10 protein-coding genes are annotated in these 17,413 nt (G+C 60.4%); 4 read left to right on the forward strand and 6 right to left on the reverse strand.

Annotated features, from left to right (window positions below):
* Nucleotides 1–338 precede the first annotated feature (338 nt).
* Nucleotides 339–1,823 carry a PLP-dependent aminotransferase family protein gene (locus B0E48_RS00730; protein ID WP_077515542.1) on the reverse strand — a complete coding sequence of 495 codons (1,485 nt, stop codon included), beginning with the start codon at nucleotides 1,821–1,823 and terminating at the stop codon, nucleotides 339–341.
* Between the two features lie 697 nt (nucleotides 1,824–2,520).
* Between B0E48_RS00730 and B0E48_RS00735 the strand changes: the two genes are divergently transcribed.
* Nucleotides 2,521–4,779 (forward strand): winged helix-turn-helix domain-containing protein, encoded by a 2,259-nt coding sequence (locus B0E48_RS00735; protein ID WP_077516818.1) that lies wholly within the window; start codon nucleotides 2,521–2,523, stop codon nucleotides 4,777–4,779.
* Between the two features lie 156 nt (nucleotides 4,780–4,935).
* Here B0E48_RS00735 and B0E48_RS00740 read toward each other — a convergent pair whose 3' ends face one another.
* The 4 genes from B0E48_RS00740 to B0E48_RS00755 all read right to left on the reverse strand — a co-directional run bounded on the left by B0E48_RS00740 (nucleotide 4,936) and on the right by B0E48_RS00755 (nucleotide 8,149).
* Nucleotides 4,936–6,420, reverse strand: a complete 1,485-nt coding sequence (locus tag B0E48_RS00740; protein WP_077515543.1) for a PLP-dependent aminotransferase family protein — start codon at nucleotides 6,418–6,420, stop codon at nucleotides 4,936–4,938.
* A gap of 256 nt (nucleotides 6,421–6,676) precedes the next feature.
* A complete protein-coding gene (locus B0E48_RS17415; protein WP_139350112.1) occupies nucleotides 6,677–7,138 on the reverse strand; it encodes an SRPBCC domain-containing protein in 462 nt (153 codons plus the stop codon).
* Nucleotides 7,135–7,491: a metalloregulator ArsR/SmtB family transcription factor gene (locus tag B0E48_RS17420; protein WP_139350113.1), complete on the reverse strand. Its 357-nt coding sequence runs from the start codon at nucleotides 7,489–7,491 to the stop codon at nucleotides 7,135–7,137. Before B0E48_RS17420 ends, B0E48_RS17415 begins: the two co-directional genes overlap by 4 nt.
* 1 nt (nucleotide 7,492) lies before the next feature.
* Nucleotides 7,493–8,149, reverse strand: a complete 657-nt coding sequence (locus B0E48_RS00755; RefSeq protein WP_254423800.1) for a hypothetical protein — start codon at nucleotides 8,147–8,149, stop codon at nucleotides 7,493–7,495.
* 500 nt (nucleotides 8,150–8,649) lie between these two features.
* Here B0E48_RS00755 and B0E48_RS00760 point away from each other — a divergent pair, with 500 nt between their 5' ends.
* The 3 genes from B0E48_RS00760 (at nucleotide 8,650) to B0E48_RS00775 (ending at nucleotide 15,727) form a co-directional block, all read left to right on the forward strand.
* Complete coding sequence (locus tag B0E48_RS00760; RefSeq protein ID WP_254423801.1) at nucleotides 8,650–9,624, forward strand: tetratricopeptide repeat protein; 975 nt, start codon at nucleotides 8,650–8,652, stop codon at nucleotides 9,622–9,624.
* A gap of 1,227 nt (nucleotides 9,625–10,851) precedes the next feature.
* Nucleotides 10,852–13,830: a TonB-dependent receptor gene (locus B0E48_RS00770; protein ID WP_254423802.1), complete on the forward strand. Its 2,979-nt coding sequence runs from the start codon at nucleotides 10,852–10,854 to the stop codon at nucleotides 13,828–13,830.
* Nucleotides 13,831–13,897: 67 nt separating this feature from the next.
* Entirely contained in the window at nucleotides 13,898–15,727 is a 1,830-nt protein-coding gene (locus B0E48_RS00775; RefSeq protein WP_077515548.1) for a tetratricopeptide repeat-containing sulfotransferase family protein, read from the forward strand.
* Between the two features lie 7 nt (nucleotides 15,728–15,734).
* Here the strand turns inward: B0E48_RS00775 and B0E48_RS00780 are convergent, their stop codons facing one another.
* Nucleotides 15,735–17,381, reverse strand: coding sequence for a tetratricopeptide repeat-containing sulfotransferase family protein (locus tag B0E48_RS00780; protein WP_077515549.1), 1,647 nt, complete (start codon nucleotides 17,379–17,381; stop codon nucleotides 15,735–15,737).
* Between the last annotated feature and the right edge of the window lie 32 nt (nucleotides 17,382–17,413).

Below are 17,413 nucleotides of genomic sequence, written 5' to 3' on the forward strand. Positions count from 1 at the left end.
TAGGGAGGTACATCGCTAGTCCGATCTATCTCAAAGTGCACGGCCCTTCGCTGGGCGTGGGCTTTATCGCCATAAAGTGGCCAAAACGGCCAAGTTATGGTGAAGCGATACTCGCTGCTGCGGCGCGCGCAGTAGCGTCTTCCAGCATGCGTACCGGTTCGAACTCACGCTCGAAAGCAGCCTGCGAGATTTGCACGCGCGGTCGGGTGGCTACGCCGCCAGCGGCCCGTTTTTCGGAAACGGCATACAGCTGAAGTCTGCCGCGTGCACACGGATCGCATCAGCCGGCTTGAACAGGGCGACCGTGTTCGCGGGTTTCTCTCAAATGGGCCAAACCATCATCCGGAGTGTCGCCTCAAGGGCAACGATTCCATTGACCTGCAGACCGTTCCTGCATCTATCGCATCCAGGCATGCGCCGAACAATTGGGCAGCCTCCTGCAGCTCCAGACTGGACAGCCCGCAGTAGCCGAGAAGAAGGCCAGGTATGGCGGGCCTTGTGTGGTAATGCGGCGCAATCGGGTACAGGCCGAGTCCGTGCTCATGCGCGTAATCGATCAGGGCCTCCAGTTGTGCGTGATCGTAGTCGCGCAACCAGACAACCACGTGCATACCGGCGTGCGAATCCGCAATCTGGATGCGCTCACCGGCATGACGCCGCAGCCCGTCGATCAGCACTTCGCGGCGCGCCTTGAGCGTTCTGCCCATTTGCCGCAGATGTCGCTCGAAGCCGCCGCTCTCCATGAAGTGCGCCAGGGCGGCCTGTTCAATCACCGGATTGCAAATATCGGCCAGATATTTGGCGTTGATGAAATCCTGACGCAGCGCGGCGGGCAACACCATGTAGCCCAGACGCATCGAGCCGAACAGCGCCTTGGAAAACGTGCCCACATAGATCACGCGGTCGCCATCGTCGAGCGAACGCAAGGCAGCCAGGGGTTGGGAGTCGAAGCGAAACTCGCTGTCGTAGTCATCCTCCAGAATCCAGCTTTGCCTTGCTTCGGCATAACGCAACAGCTCCAGGCGCCGTGACAGCGACATGGTCGGGCCGGAAGGAAACTGATGGGAAGGCGTTACGCAGATCAGGCGAGATGCCTGCACTGGCAACTCGGCGCATACCAGGCCCTCGTGATCCGTGCGCACGGGCAACAGGCTGGCACCGTGCGCAGCGAATGACTGCCACATGCCGAAGTAATGCGGCTCCTCCATTACAGCGGCGTCTCCTTCGTTCAGCAGGACACGCGCGGTCAAGGCATAGGCCTGTTGTGCGCCATTGATGATGAGCATATGGTTCGGATGCGCATCGACACCGCGCCGCAGTGCCAGGTAGCGACAGATCTGCTCGCGCAAGGCAAACAGTCCTTGCGGGTCGCCCCGTTCGAGCGGGGTATAAACCGCAGCGCGAGCGAGTTCACGGGCCCATAGGGTACTCAACGCGGGTTGGGTCATCGGTTCGCCATATTGCATATTCAGACGCAGCCCGTGATGGCGGCGCGTGATCGATGGATCTCTCTGCGTTCTCGCACGCTTTGCGTAACGCGACGGTGCCGCGATCGGCTCCGCCTTCAGCAGGCGAAGGGGTGGGGAGGTTTGCAGGTGGCTGACGTAGCTGCCAGCGCCGACCCGGACATAGACGAAGCCTTCGGCACGGAGTTGCTCATAAGCCGTCAATACGGTGATGCGCGACATGCCAACTTCCAGAGCAAGTGCGCGGGTGGACGGAAGGCGCGTATCGGCTTTCAATCGCCCGTTGAGAATGGAAGTTTTCAAGGCGCGGGTAAGTTGTGCGTAAGCCGGCCCTTGGCCATCGAATTCGAGGAACATGAAAACCTCAACAAGCGGGGTGCCCGTATGCGAGACCCTAGGCCCCCATCGCGGGCGCTGCTTGAGGAAATTTCGCAAAAAGCGTGAGGCGTTTGCTAGGTTATTTGCGGAAGCGGGCGCGATTCGCTGGCGCGAGTGGTTGGGGCCGTGCTTCGTCTTTGGCTCCGTCGCGTCGGGCAGCCGGTCGACGCGGAGGCTGGTGGTGCGCAGCAGCTGGCCAAGACAGAAGTCTGCGGTCGGCGCGCCACGTCCGCTGTCCTAATCGATGCGCAGTGACCCGAGCCATGCCCGGGTTGCGGATTCCAGTCCGATTGGACACCCGTTCTGGACAGCGCTGGCCAGTACCGCGGTGTTGACCAGGGTCATCCGGGGCCTTGGTTGTCCCCAATGGGTGGAGGTCGATTTGCCAGCCCCTTGTTCGTCGTTCAGACGTACGGTCTTCTGTTGCGTCAGACGTGCATTCACGCCCCGGGGCGACGCACCTCATACAGCTCGTATGGGCGGACCGGAGATGTGCCTTTTAACCCATGGCGGACCTTGCAGAACCAGCGTAAAGGTAACCAATACCAGCATCGGGTTCAGAGGGCGCTGGAATGCTGTTCGGTCAACAACGAAATCCACGCTTGGTCATGCCGAGGCTCGCTTCAGACTTGGTGTAACCTGAACAGGAGCAGGAGCGGGAATGGAGGTCGAACAAATGGCTATAGCGTCCGCCCCTGCTGCGTGGATTGCATTCGGCAGGGTCGAGATCGACACCCTGGGTCATCGCCTGTTTGTCGATGGCGAGGAGGTCGCGCTCGAGCGCAAGGCATTTGCCGTACTCGTGCTGCTGGCGCGCGAACCCGGCCGTGTGTTGAGCCGCGACGAGATTCTCGACGTGGTGTGGGGGCATGCCCATGTCACGCCTGCCGTACTCAGTCGCATCATCGCGGTGTTGCGTCATGCGCTCGGCGAGAGCGGCGAAGAAAGCCCCTATCTGCATACCGTGCATGGCGTCGGCTTCCGCCTCGATGCCCAGGTGCGATCCGCCGCGTCGCGTGAGGAGTTGATTGCGGACAGGGCATCAGCGGCCACGGAACCTGTGTTCTTGCCCGCCCTCACCAGCACTGTCGCCGCGCCATCGGCCGCAACGGCAGTGGGTCCGGCAACATCGTTGCCGCCTGACAAGACACGTCGGCTCGAAAGCCGACTCGTGGCCGTGATCATCGGTCTGCTCGTGGTGGCGGCCGCGCTGCTCGGGTGGCACCAATTCGCACGCCACCCGGCGGACACGGTGCCGGCGGTCGATCTGAAGTCCATTGCGGTGCTGCCGTTCGAGAGTCTCAGTACTGACCAGAACAACGCGTATTTCGCCAGCGGCATGCAAGACATGATCCTGACCCAGTTGGTGGGTATCGGCGGACTCAAGGTGATCGCCCGCACCTCGACAGAGAAGTATCCGAGCCATCCGGAAGACGTGAAAGCCATAGCTCGACAATTGGGTGTGGCGACGCTGCTCGAAGGCACGGTACAGAAGGCCGGCAATCAGGTGCTGATCAATGTGCAACTGATCGATGCGAGCAGCGGCAACCATCTCTGGGCGAAAGCCTATACGCGCACGCTGGACAACGTTTTCAATGTGGAAGGCGAGGTCGCGCAGAATGTGGCGGAGGCGCTGAAGGTGCAGCTGACGTCCGCCGAGACCGCGCGTATCGAGAGAATGCCGACCTCGAACGCCGCAGCCTACGATCTGTATCTGCAAGCTGGCGTGCACGCCAACCGCGCCTTCGATGATCCCGGACTGTCACAGTCCGAATTGCCCTTGGCGATCGCGCTGTATCAACAGGCACTGGTCAAGGATCCGGACTTCGCGCTGGCTGCAGCCGCGCTGGCACGTGCCAACATGCAGATGTATTTCTTTGCGCCTGATCGCACGAACGCGCGACTGGCCGCGGCAAAGACCGCCGCTGATCGCGCCCTGGCGTTGCAGCCGAACCTGGGCCAGGGACATTACGCGCTGGGGCTGTATGACTACTGGGGGCATCGGGACTACGCCGCTGCCGCCACCCAACTGGAGCTGGCCCGGCGTGCCTTGCCCAACAGTGCCACCGTGGAACTCATCATCGCCTCGATCGCCCGGCGCCAGGGTCACTGGGATGAGGCGGTGGCACTGTTTCGCACGGCCACCGTACTTGATCCACATAGTGAGTTTGCGTTCAACCAGCTCGCCGTGACCTACGAGAGCATGCATCGCTACGCAGATGCCGAGCTGGCTTATGCGGGCGCCATCGCGGTGAGCCGGGATCCTGTCGGCAACCGTGTGGCACAGGCCTTCAATCAGCTGATGTGGAAAGGCGATCCGGCGCCGCTGCGCGCCGCGCTTGCCGCGCTTGCGCCGGGCAGCGATGCCTACACCAGCAATATCATGACCATGTATTTCGAGCGCTGGCTGACGCGCGATTATGCCGGCGCCATCAAGATAGTCGAGTCGGACAAGGCCGATGACTGGGCCGACCCGAACAACATTGTCCTGCCCCGACGCCTGTATCTGGCGTGGGCGTTGCAGGCGGCGGGAGACACGGACAAGGCGACGGCGACGTATACCGAGGTTGCGGCGCGCATGCGCGCCACCCTCGTCGAGCGACCGGACGACGCGGACCTGCATCTGGCCTTGGGATTCGCGTATGCCGGGCTCGGCCGGAAAGCCGAGGCCGTCGCTGAAGGCGAGCGTGCCGTCGCCTTGATGCCGGTCAGCAAGGATGCCCTCACCGGACCGGATATGCTCGCGTCGCAGGCACAGCTGTATGTGCGGGTCGGCCAGCCCGACCAGGCCATCGCGCTGATCGGACGCGTGCTGTCCATAACTAATGGCGCCCCCCTGTCGAGCGCGTTGCTCCGGCTCGACCCGGATTGGGACTCGCTGCGCGACGATCCACGCTTCAAGGCGTTGTTGCTGAAGTCGCCCAGCACCAACTAGTTTGCCGGCTACGCTGCTCCGTAACGCAGACCGGTGCGTGCTGCCGGGTATCGAGCATCGTCGGATTCTTTGGCGACAGAGCAGAAACTGTTGAACCGTCCGCCAAGGGCGTGGGTCCAAATCCTGCCGGGCGCACCATTCGAGGGCTCAACTCGATCAGCTGCTCGCGTATTTCACGGCTTGTTTCGTGTCGTGTCTTCGCGCGATGGCGTCGATCGTGTCCAGGCATTCGCCAAACAATTGCGTGGCATCGCGCAGTTGTGCCTTGGACAGCCCACAGTAGCCGAGTATGAGGCCCGGCACGACTGGGCATTCGTCATAGTGTGGTGCTACCGAATGCAGACCCAGTCCGCGTTCATGCGCAAGGGCTATCAGTGCATCGATCTGTGCATGGTCGTAGTCGGGTAGCCAGACGACAACGTGCATGCCAGCGTGGGTTCCCCCGATCTGCACGCGCTCGCCGGCATGGCGGTGCAGGCTTTCGATCAGCTCCCCGCGACGGGACCGCAGTTCTCTCGTCACGAATCGAAGATGGCGTTCGAAGCCGCCGTCTTCCATGAAGTGTGCCAGCGCTGCCTGCTCGATCGTCGGACAGCCACGATCGTCAAGACATTTTGCGCTGACGAAATCAGCGCGCAGCGCCTGTGGCAAGACCATATAGCCAAGCCTGAGGGCGCCAAACATTACCTTGGAAAGGGTTCCCACGTAGATCACCCGATCGCGAGTATCCAGCGAATGCAGGGTCGCCAATGGCTGCGAGTCGTAGCGGAGCTCGCTGTCGTAGTCATCCTCGACAATCCAGCATGACGCTCTATCTGCATAGCTCAGTAGCTCGATCCGGCGTGTCAACGACAGTACCGAGCCGGTGGGGAATTGATGGGCGGGAGTGACAAGCACAAGACGCGGAGCCACGGTCGGCAATTCGTTGCAGAGCAATCCTTCGTTGTCGGACCGGATCGGAAGCAGGCGTGCGCCGTGCGCGCTGAACTGCTGCCAGGCGCCCCAGTAATGAGGCTCTTCGATGGCCACGGTATCTCCTTCGTTGAGCAGTACGCGCGCGGTCAGCGCGATAGCTTGCTGGGTGCCGCTGACGATCAGTACACGATCAACGGAAGTCTGTATGCCGCGTCGTAGCGAAAGGTAGCTGCAGATCTGCTCACGCAAGGCCAGTAGTCCCTGATCAGCGCCGTAACCAAGCGGGCTTTGGATCGCGGCCCAGGACAGCTCCCGTGCCCAGATGGCACTGAGTGATGGGTTGATATGCGACGATCCGTATTGCAGGTTGAAGCGCGTGCCGCGATGCAGTTCCGCAATCGGCAAACCTTGATACTGTCGCGCACGCTCCGCGAATCGCGATTGCGCCGCGATGGTGGTCGTGTTGACCTGAGGCAGGGGCATGGTCTCGATCGGTAACGCGTTGACGTAGCTCCCGGAACCCACTTGACCATCGATATAGCCGTCCGCGCGCAATTGCTCGTATGCGGTGAGCACCGTGATGCGTGAACAACCCAGCTCCAGAGCCAGCTCGCGCGTAGACGGCAACCGCGCGTGCGCCAGCAGCCGCCCACTGAGGATGGCTGCCCTCAAGGCACGAATCAATTGCCTGTACTGCGGGCCCTGTCCATCAAGTTCGAGAAACATTTGGACTGCACCTCGCACGAAAGTGACGGATCGTGAAGCCGGCCTCACTTGGCGACGAAAGAAAGGCGGCCTTTTCGACAGTTCACGTGGCATCGTTCATGCGCGCAGTCTAGTCAGGCTCCTCGGCTGAACGTTTCGTCGCATGGCGAAGCAACTGCAGGTTGCTTTCGCCGACACTGCCGGCATGAACGACTGCCGCACTCCCGACACTGGTCTCAAGTGCCGTTCGGTTTTCGTTTCCTGCTGATGGGGTGATCTACGGGGCGTCGTTGCCAGCCAGTTGCCGCACCAGGTTGTCCAACGCCACACTCCAACCTTGCTCGTGGCTCGGTTTGGATGCACTCGGTATGGACGCAGCGATCAGGTTCGCATGAGTGAAGGTGAGCTCGGTCTCATCACCGATCGCCCGCAGCTCCATCTCGACACGCGAGATGTTGCCGATCTCCTCGGGAGCCCCGCCGACGGCCCAACGGAAGCTCATGACCACGCGCTCGGGCCTGACCATCTCCAGGTATTCTCCGCGCGCCTCGTGCTCGCTGCCATCCTGCATTCGAAAGCGGACCAGGTAGTCGCCGCCGACGCGTACATCGCTCTGCGCCGCCAGCACCGGCCCATCGTCCGGCCCCCACCAGCTGGCGATGCCTTCGGCGGTGGTGAGTGTATCGAAGACGATCGAGGGGCGCGCCGCGATGCGCCGAACCAGGGTCAAGCTCGTCATTTGTTCTTCCTTCGCATCTCGGCTTCCTTGTTCTCGGCATGGGCGGCGAGTCGGTCGAGGCGTGGCGACCAGAAGCGCTCGTAACGTTCAAGCCAGGCCGTGGCCTGCCGCAGTGGCTCCGGAAACAGACGGACATCGACCGTGCGACCCTGTTTCGAGCGCGTTATCAGCCCGGCGTCGGCCAGCACGTCGAGGTGCTTCATCACCGCAGGCAGTTTGATCGCGAAGGGTTCGGCCAGCGCACTGATCGATACCTTCTCCTCGCGTTCCAGCCGCGCGAGAATCGCACGGCGCGTCGGATCGGCGAGGGCCGCGAACGTGCGGCTGAGGTCCGCAGTGGGGTGATTCAGCATCCTAATGTTTCTCCGGGAACGCAGGGCTCCCATCGGACCATTTCGACACCACAACGAAGAAGATCGTGACCTGTGGGCTGACATCCTGGGAGAACACCGGGACGCCGGGAGAGTTGGCACCCCAAGCCGCGCTGTCGGTATGTGGCATGAAGAACATTACGTGGGGATGCCAGTGGCCGCTACCGTCGTTGATGTAGCCTTGCTTGGACATCATGTAGGACATCGAGCCCGGTAGCGGATCCGGAATAGCGTGCGTCGCTATCGCCGCGTTGGTGCGCTCGATCATCGTGGCCTTGGGTACGCCCGACAATACCCAGCGTGTTATCTCCAGATAGCTCGGGAGCACGGAACGCACGGCGGCGGGATTCAAACAGAGGGACGTGCGGACCTTGGGATTCCAGAACTCGGGGTCGTCGAACGGGTCGCCCCAGGAACGTTGAATAAGACACACGAAGCCGTTCTTGCCCTTCACCGCAGTTTCGTAGCCTTGGCTTCCGAGCGTCAGGATCTCGGCGTCGTTCGAGATCGAGGCCGGTGCGGCGCTGCGTGCCATGGCGATCTCGTCGGATGGGTTGGCGAACCGGAATTGCTCAAAGGATGCCGGGGTCGGGTATGGGCCCTTCGCCTCCTTGGCGCTGGTCTGCGTGACCGCGCTCAACAGGAGAATCAGGCTGCAGGCGCCCGCTCGGATCATTGTTCGCACGGTTCGTCCCTTCCCATATAGTTCACTATATGGTGAACTATATGGGAAGGCTTTCGAGGCTGTCAACCTGCGTTCCTAGGATTGGCTATGTCTAATGACGCCAAATTGGCCATGCAAGAATATGGTTTGGACGTCTATAGTGCAGCGAACTGGCCGTTGCGCGAAGGTTTCGGACGTGAAAGTTCCTTTCATCTGCGCACTGCCTGGAGAGGCATCGCAGGTCTTGCGGCTGCCCCAGGCAAACAGCGGATCGTGGTGTTTCCACACCGCGGATCATCTCATCAAGCATTGATTCATTCGGCCCGCGACATCTGTCCGTCTGATGCCTGGAAGACGCATCAGTTGAGGGTTCCAGCATGCTGACTTGGGTGTACGCAGGAATGCTGGCATGGTCAATCACCGTGCCGGCATCGGTTGCGCCTGCGTCATCGCAGATGCCGCGCCCGGAACAGATCATGGTCGTGCCACCGGAGTTGCGCGCGCAACTGCAGCAGCAGGTCATCGGCCCAGGCGGCTCAACAACGTCCCGGTTGCAGCGGCTGGTGAATTTCATGCTGAGCCAAAATCCGGGCCTGGGCATCCAGTATGCGGTTGACGCCACCTCGACGGTCGAGCAGGCCTACCGCACGCGCAAGGCCAACTGCCTGACTTTCACCTTGCTGACTGTGGCGCTGGCACGCGAAGCAGGCATGCGATCCTACGGACAGGGTGTCGGCGAGGTCGTGGCGTGGCGCGAGGAAGACGGCACCATCTATCGTTTCAATCATGTCAGTGCGGAAGTCGTCATCGGTGAAGCGCACTTCACCGTGGATTTTGCACGAGATACGACGATCGCGCGCGATGCTCCCAAGCAAATTACTGACCGGCAACTGTTGGCGCTCTACTACAACAATCGTGCCGCCGATCTGATGCTGAGCGCATCGCCCGCGGTGGCTGCGCCCTATATGACGATGTCGCTGCAGCTGGATCCCGGCTACGCCAACAGCTGGAGCAACGCTGGTGTGCTTCAGTTGTACCAGGGCGATTCGCGTGCCGCCGAACGCGACTACCTGAAAGCGCTCGCGCTGGATCCGGTGAATGCGAACGCGCTTTTCAACCTGGTGACGCTGTACCAGGACAACGGTGATGAGGCTCGCAGCACAATCTTCGAGCAGCGCCTGGAGAAGGTGCAACAGAAGGATCCCTACTACCAGTTCCTGCTGGCCTTGCATGATGAAAAGCAAGGCGACTATGCGCTTGCCGTGACGCATTACAAGCAGGCCATACATATGTACGACGGCGATCCCCGTTTCTACTTGGGACTGGCTCGCGCCTACCAGCAGTTGGGTGACAGCCGCCGCGCAATCCGTGCCTTGCACCGCGCCCACACGCTCGCCCAGGAAAGTGCGACTGACCAGCACAGCGCAGGGCTGGAACATTCGCCGCAATGACAAATTTTGATACGGATTAATCCTTGCAGGTGATTCGGAGAAGGTCCGGGCTGAGTACTTTTCAGGACAGCTCGCCCTGCCCAAGCAGGCTCTGAAAACCAGATTTGCAAAAGCTGCGGACTTTGCTGCGACAGCAGTGACCGAACTGTCGTTATCCAACGCATCTCTCGGTGTTCAGTCGTGCTTTTCATTGGTGCTGCCGGGCCTGGGTATCACTCTTGCCGCGCATTCTCATCTGAACATGGACAAGCGATGACCGCATAAGAAACCGCCGTGGCTGCGGCTGGCGCGTTTGTGGCTTGGGCGTGATGACGATGGCCGTGTTCTGCACTTCAGAGTCGAGTTTTGCCGGTCGTCAAAGTTGGATTTCGGCAACATGCCACGCCCTGTATTGGTTATATGCAGAGCGAACAAAGTGGTCATGTCAGATTTTTGTTTGCCAAATTTTTACAACCACGCCGGATCATCTATTCGCGAGAAGTGGTCATAAACATTTGCATGAAAGTGGCTATGAAAATTGGTCATGGCAAATTATGGGATGAGTGGATATACCAAGTTTGATTTCGTTTATATATCGTCAAAACATGGTAATCAAAAAAATTCGCCGAGTCTCCAGCACGGGGGTCGAAACCTGCAGCGACGGCATTGGAACTTCGGCACCTTCCACTCTGTGAAGGTATGCACAACAGGTTATTCAAGCGGCGAGAGTCAATCACGACTGGTGCTTGTATGCGCGCAAAATTTTACTCGGATGAGTTGAAAAGTGAGGCCGTACGGTTGGTGATAGAACGCCGTTTGACGGCGGGTGAGGCCGCGGCGCGTCTCAATATTCAGAGTGATGCAGTACGAGTGTGGGTGCGACGATTCCGCTCCGGAAAGAGGGCTATGGCACCGCCTGAGATCAGGCGATTGAAGACGGAGCTCCTTGAAGCATCCGTCGAGCGTGATGTCTTGCTGAAATTGGCCACTCGCCTTCTTGCCAAAACGGGTTAGCACATTGTCATTAAAGTATTCCCATTAAATATGGAAATAAGGCTGGCTTGCGATTTTATGGCGATGAAAGCATTACGTGACTGATGCAGTACATGGATCCATCCAGGGCCAATAAACGATTTGGGTGGAAATATTTCCAGCCCATGAATTTAATCGGAGGGTGTCATGAAGCTTGGGGTCAAGAAACTTTCTTCGGCAGTTCGGCTGGCGCTTTCTCTCGGCGCGGTTGCTGCCATGGGCATCACTACTAGCGCATTTGCCCAGAATGCCGGCAATCAACCCGCTGCACAGAATTCGACCAACGCGCAAACGTCGGATCAAGCCACTCCCCAAAAAGCAGCCACTTTGCAGACCGTGGTGGTGACCGGTTCACACATCCCCCGTGTCGATCTGGAAACGGCCAGTCCGGTGGTCACTGTCGATGCGGCGACAATCAAGGCCAGCGGCAAGTTGACCCTGGGCGACCTGGTGCAGGATCTGCCGGGAGTAACCGGCAATGGCGTCAATCCAGCGGTCAACAACGGTGGCGGCTCCGGCAGTTCCACCATCGGCCTGCGCGGTCTGGGCTCGAACCGGACGCTGATCCTGATCGACGGCCATCGGGTGCTCAACAAGAACGTCAACGCGATCCCGGCCAACATGATCGAGCGCATCGACGTGCTGACCACGGGCGCGTCTTCGGTATATGGCTCCGACGCGGTCGGTGGCGTGGTGAACTTCATCTTGAAGAAGGACTACCAGGGTGCCGAGTTCTCGGTGAACTACGGCGAGTCGGATCAAAACGACGGCGCCCAGCAGGGTTACACCTTCACGTTCGGCCAGACGTCCGAGAAGGGCAATATCATGGCTGGCGTGGACTACAACAAGAGCGACAGCATCTCGGCGGCCAGTCGCAAATTTTCGGCCAATGCGGTGACGCTCACCACGACCGGCCATGGCGCACTGTCCCGCTTCGTCGGCGGTTCGAGTTCGTCACCTTACGGGCATATCCAGATTCCGACGACTGGCCCCATGGCTGCCCAGCTGGCCGCTGCTTATCCGGGCTGCGCCAGCGGTTTCCTGGCGCGCAATCCTACGGCCAGTGGCGCCAATGCGCTTACCGATTACCACTGCTACCAGAACAGCGGCCCGAACAGCGACAAATACAACTATGCAGCGGTCAACCTGCTCACGACGCCGCAGGAACATACCAGCCTGTTCGTGTTGGGTAACTACAACCTGGGCGATCATGTCACCGCGTACATGGACGCGTACTTCAACAAGACCTCGTCGGCATTCTCACTGGCGCCGACGGTGTACGGCACGCCGTATGGCGCCAGCCTCTCGGCACAGAGCTACTTCAACCCGTTCGGCGTCGATTACAACGGAGTCGATGGTGCCCAGTTCAATGAACGATTGTCAGCGCTCGGTTCGCGCCTTACCGCCAGTTCCAATACCAACGGCCAGATCATCACCGGCGTGAAAGGCGATATCACGCTCGGCAGTCATGACTGGAACTGGGACGCGGGGCTCGACTACGGACACACCTCGCTGACCCTCATGGTGAACAACCTGCCCAATACCGGACCGCTTTACGCGGGGTCCGGGCCATCCTTCCTCAATGCACAGGGCCAGGTGCAGTGCGGTACCCCAGCTGCACCGATCGCCCTCAGCGCATGCACCCCGTTCGATCCGTTCAATCTGGATTCGCCGGCTTCGAAAGCCGCGTTGGCCGCTGCTGCCTCACCGGCGCTTGAAAACTACCTCCAGATCGAGCGGACCATACACGTCGATGTCAGTGGCGGCGTGTTCGATCTGCCGGCTGGCACGGTGCAATTGGCAGCCGGCGCGAGCTACCGGAAGGATTACTTGCATAGCGTCGTCGACCCCCTGCTGCAGGTCAATTCGCTGGGCGTGTGCGTGCTCGGCAGCCAGTGCACAGGGGCGGTGCAGGGCGGTTATAACGTCAAGGAGGTGTATGCCGAGGCGTTCATTCCAGTGCTGACGGATCTACCGGGCGTGAAGTCGCTGAACGTGACTCTCGGCGACCGTTATTCCAAGTACAACAATGTTGGCAGCACCAACAACGCCAAGCTGGCGATCGAGTGGAAGCCGATCGATGATCTGCTGCTGCGCGGCACGGTAGCACAGGTGTTCCGTGCACCGAATCTGTGGGAACTGTATGCGGCACCGGCGGTATCCGCGGATACCGTCAAAAACGACCCTTGCACCGGCTATACCGGCAACCCGGTCAATCCGGCCTGTGTGAACGTACCGACCGATGGCAGTTTCGTGAACCAGAACGTGGCGCAGAATCTGCAGGACACTGCGCTCCTGCAAGGTGCGGTGCCGGCTGGTGTCAAACTCAAGGCCGAGCGGGGCAAGACCTTCGATCTGGGCGCGGTATACAGCCCGAGCTGGGCGCCGGGCCTGTCCGCCACCGCGGACGTATGGCATCTGTACCTCAATGACGCGATCACGCCGATCTTCACGCAGAGCGTGCTGAACCTGTGCGGTGCTGACCAGACGTACTACTGCCAGTTCATCCAACGCATCGCCAGCGGCCCCAGCCAGGGACAGATCGCATCGAACTTTGTCGATCCGATCGTCAACCTGGGCAATACCGCTGCCGGTGGCGTCGACTTCTCGGCGAGCTACAAGCTGCCGCAATTCGACCGCTTCGGCCAGTTCACCGTAGGCGTGAACGCCACCTACCTGAAGTACTACAACGTCAACACGGCACCGGGCACACCGGCCAACACCACCTACTACGATGCCGGCCACTTCATGCCAAACGGTTCGGCCCAAGCCGCCGCGTGCCCCTCCGGCCCGTCCGGCACTGGCCCGACCACGGGCGCCGGCAGCTGCCTGTTTCCCCGCTGGCGCGGACAAGGCTATCTGAACTGGCAATCGAGCAACTGGACCGCCTCGTGGCGCATGCGTTATATCGGCCGCTTCCAGATGGGTTCGCTGGACCCCTCGCAGGATGTGCACCCGGCCGGACCCGGCCTGGATGGCTTGGTGCTGAAGTATGGCGCGACGGTCTACAACGACATATCGCTCGGCTACAACATCGAGCCGTTGCATACCCGCGTCGATTTCGGCGTGAACAACCTCTTCAATAAGCAGCCGCCGATACTGTACGCCAACAACACGCTGGATTCGGACACGGATCCTCTGGACTTCGATGTTGTAGGCCGCTTTTTCTGGGGTAGGGTGACAGTAACGTTCTGAGCCAGCCGCAATGCACCAGCGTGGAGGGCCGTGCGACCATGTCGCGCGGCCTTTTTATCGAGATGACATGACCTCATCGAATCTTGAACTGATTACCGCGGCGTTGAGTGCGGGGCTTTTGCCCAGAGCCGAGCAACTTAGCCGCGAGCAGTTGCTGATGCGGCCCCATGACGAGGATGTCCTGCTGCTGCTGGCGATCAGCCTGCATCTCCAGCACAAGTTGGCTGAAGCGATCGAGGTGTATGCCCGGTTGACTGACATGTCCCCCGACTCAGGCGTCTACTGGGGAAACTATGCCACCGCGCTGCGCGAATCCGGTTCGTTGCAGGAATCGGCGCAAGCCTATGCAGTCGCGAAGCGCGTGGCTCCGGACAACGCAGGCATCCTGATGAATCTTGGCCTGCTCCTGCTTCAGCTCAGGGACTTCGTTGATGCGCGCGAGACCCTGCTGGAAGCGCATGCACTCAATCCGGATTCTCCCTACGTGCGCATCCATGCTGCCCGCGCCTGTTCGCTGTGCAGCGACACCAAGGCCAACGAGCTGGTGAAACCGTGGCGACATTGGCTGCCCCTCAACGATGACGAACTGCAGCTGGAATTGGCAAACGTATTGACGACGCTGGCCGACGCGGAGGCAGCGCAACAGCTGCTCGAAGATATCACCTTGCGCTCACCGGCCCATCTACCGACGCTGATCCAGCTGGCCGCCTTGCATGAACGGATGAATCGCCTCGATGAGGCCGGCTTGCTATTGCGGAAAATAAGCGCAACCCAGCCTGCGCTGGACGAGGCGACGCGTCAGGAAATCATCCATCAGGAAGCGAGACTGGCGATGCGCAAGGGCGACCTCACCGACGCACGCAACATGCTGGAACGGACAGGCCCGCGTGATAGCTGCGACTACGCGCATTATTTCATCCTGGCCGAGGTCTGCGACAAGCTGGGTGCGACAGAAGATGCCATGCGTGCCTTGGCGATTGCCCATGCCAGACAGATGGAGGAAATGAAACTGGTGTCGCCCTCCAGCTTTGCGCCGGGCGCTCCCGTGCTGCCCACCGCCCAGGTTCGCGTGACAGTCGCTGAATACCGACGCTGGCCGAAGCTGCAGGCGCCCGATGCATTGAGCTCGCCGATCTTCATCGTCGGATTCCCGCGCTCGGGTACCACGCTGCTGGAACAGATGCTGGATGCCCACCCCACGTTCCAGTCGATGGACGAGCGTCCGTTTTTCAACATCCTGTCTGACCGACTGGGTGCCTATGGCGTCGATATCCCGCAGGATCTGGGCAAGCTTTCGCAGCGCGACTGCGACGAGTTGCGCAAGGACTATTGGTCGCTTGTCTGCGAAAAGGTACCGCGCAACTGGCAGACGCAGATGGTCGACAAGAACCCGTTGAACATGTTGTGGCTGCCGATGATCCATCGGCTGTTTCCCGAGGCGAAATTCATCCTGGCCCTGCGCCATCCATGCGATGTGATCCTGAGTTGCTACATGCAGAACTTTCGTTCCACCGCCCTCGTCACGGCATGCGCCAGTCTCGAACGGGTGGCCACGGCCTACGTGATGGCCATGGAGCACTGGCTGCATCATGTGGACGTCTTCCAGCCACATGTACTCGTCTCGCGTTACGAGGATCTGGTGACGGATTTTCCACGGCAAACCCGGATGATTGCCCGGTTCCTTGGGGTCGCGGAGGATGCGCCTCTGCGGGAGTTCGACGTGCATGCGCGCAACAAGGGTTACATCGGCACGCCGAGCTACACCCAGGTCATCCAGCCGGTGAACCGCGCCGGACTCAATCGGTGGGGGCGCTATCGTCGCGAATTCGAGCTCCTGCTGCCCGTGGTGGAACCCCTGCTTGAACATTGGGGCTATTCAGGCCATCCCGACGATTGACGAGTTCTCAACGCGCGGAAATGCGAAGCAGTTCCGGTACGTAGTGCGCATAGTGTCGCCAGCGTTCCACGGAACCGGTGTAGACCGGCTGTCTCGCCTGCCACAGGCTGGCCGTGCTGATCGTTGTCGACGTGCTCCTGGCGGTGAGCAGCTCACATGGCGGCAGGCCAAGCCATTCGGCTAGTGCCGCCATGCCTGCGGCAGGATCCGCAGTCAACGTCTCATACGAGAGGGGATAGATCGCCTTTGCGTGACGTTTGTGCCAATGCGCCATCACACGCGCACAATCCTTGATGACGGTGGCGATATCCGTGAAATCGTAGGCGTACCCTTGCGCGTCATCGAGGAATGACTGCGACCAGAGCGACAGCGCGGTGTCCCGCGGGTTGCGTTTGCAATAGATGATTCGCGCATTCGGCCAAAGCGCCATGATCAAGTCGATTTGCATGAGATTCATCGGCTGCTTGTCGATGAACCAGCGCGCACTGGAGTCGTCCTGGCGGAGCTGGCTTTCATAGGTGGCTGCGGCTTGCGTGAATGCCTCACTCCTCCCCTGGGGAATGCCCGAGAGCTTTTGCGCGAGCAAGGGCAGAATGGAAAGTTCCCCCCGATTGCACACGTCCGGATGGCGCGACAGCAACTCGGCTACCAAGGTGGTTCCCGAGCGCATGACTCCTACGACAAATATGGGGGTCCAATCGTCCGGTGCGGGGAGGGCGATCGAAAGCGGTGGTCGGGCGATGCGTGCATCGGCGGCGCGTCGCCAATGTTTGCGCGACCACGCGGTAGCCGCATGTGCCATGGTGTTGGCCTGGCGCAGGTAGCTTGCAGCTTGAGCGTAATCGCCGATGTCGTCATGCGCTTTGCCCAGCGCGAACAGTATGGTGGTACGTGCCTTTTCGCTGAGCAGCGGGTTTTCCAGGCAATTCCGGAACAGATGAAAATCGGGATGACTGTCGTCACTGTATCGCTGCAAACGACTGAGTCCGAGGGGGATATTCCATTCGATTGCCTGCGAGTTTTTGGCGAGCGCGATGGAATAATTTCGCCGTGCGCGATCGAATTCCCCCAATTGGATTTCCAGCATGCCGGCATAGGCATGGATGCGTGCATCGGTCGAACCGGCAGCAATTTCAGCCTCGCAGAGGGCCGCGGCATCCTGCTTCCGACCGCAGCCGTCAAGCAGCTCCACCGCTTGAATAAGCGTCTCCATATCTTGTCGAGCGTGTGCAAAGAGTGCGCGTACTGCCGTGGCCGTGGCTTGCAAACGCCCTTGCTGCTCCAGCACGCGCGCCAGCAGGAAGGTGGCTGCAACGTGGCCCGGTTGATCTGCCAGCACCTCACGCAAGCTGGCTTCGGCTTGCGCAAGTTGGTTGCCTTGCTGCTGCATGCCAGCCAGCGCAAAGCGCAGATCGACCGAATCGGGATAAAGCTTGAGCGCGGCGATGAGCACGGCGCCAGCCGTGCCGATATGACTGCGCAATACCAGGCTGCGTATGCATTGCAGCCAGTCCTGCTCAGGACGTTCAGTCAGCGAAACCAGCAAGGCCTGTTTCGCGGCATCTGCGTGGCCGCTGGCCAGCTCACGGTCATACCCACCCATACACCGGTCGATGGGGTCCGAGGTTTTCAGTGAACTGTCGCGTGCGACCATCTTGATAGGCCCGGATGACCAGGTATCGGATA

Origin of the sequence: Rhodanobacter sp. C03, from assembly GCF_002001175.1 — a bacterium.
In the GTDB taxonomy this organism is placed as follows: Bacteria; Pseudomonadota; Gammaproteobacteria; order Xanthomonadales; family Rhodanobacteraceae; genus Rhodanobacter.

Excerpts from the sequence above, each read along its gene's own strand:
- B0E48_RS00730 (WP_077515542.1), bottom strand. The coding sequence starts at position 1,823 with ATGTTCCTCGAATTCGATGGCCAAGGGCCGGCTTACGCACAACTTACC.
- B0E48_RS00775 (WP_077515548.1), top strand. The coding sequence starts at position 13,898 with ATGACCTCATCGAATCTTGAACTGATTACCGCGGCGTTGAGTGCGGGG.
- B0E48_RS00780 (WP_077515549.1), bottom strand. The coding sequence starts at position 17,381 with ATGGTCGCACGCGACAGTTCACTGAAAACCTCGGACCCCATCGACCGG.
- B0E48_RS00740 (WP_077515543.1), bottom strand. The coding sequence starts at position 6,420 with ATGTTTCTCGAACTTGATGGACAGGGCCCGCAGTACAGGCAATTGATT.
- B0E48_RS17415 (WP_139350112.1), bottom strand. The coding sequence starts at position 7,138 with ATGACGAGCTTGACCCTGGTTCGGCGCATCGCGGCGCGCCCCTCGATC.
- B0E48_RS00735 (WP_077516818.1), top strand. The coding sequence starts at position 2,521 with ATGGCTATAGCGTCCGCCCCTGCTGCGTGGATTGCATTCGGCAGGGTC.
- B0E48_RS00760 (WP_254423801.1), top strand. The coding sequence starts at position 8,650 with ATGGTCGTGCCACCGGAGTTGCGCGCGCAACTGCAGCAGCAGGTCATC.
- B0E48_RS17420 (WP_139350113.1), bottom strand. The coding sequence starts at position 7,491 with ATGCTGAATCACCCCACTGCGGACCTCAGCCGCACGTTCGCGGCCCTC.
- B0E48_RS00770 (WP_254423802.1), top strand. The coding sequence starts at position 10,852 with ATGGGCATCACTACTAGCGCATTTGCCCAGAATGCCGGCAATCAACCC.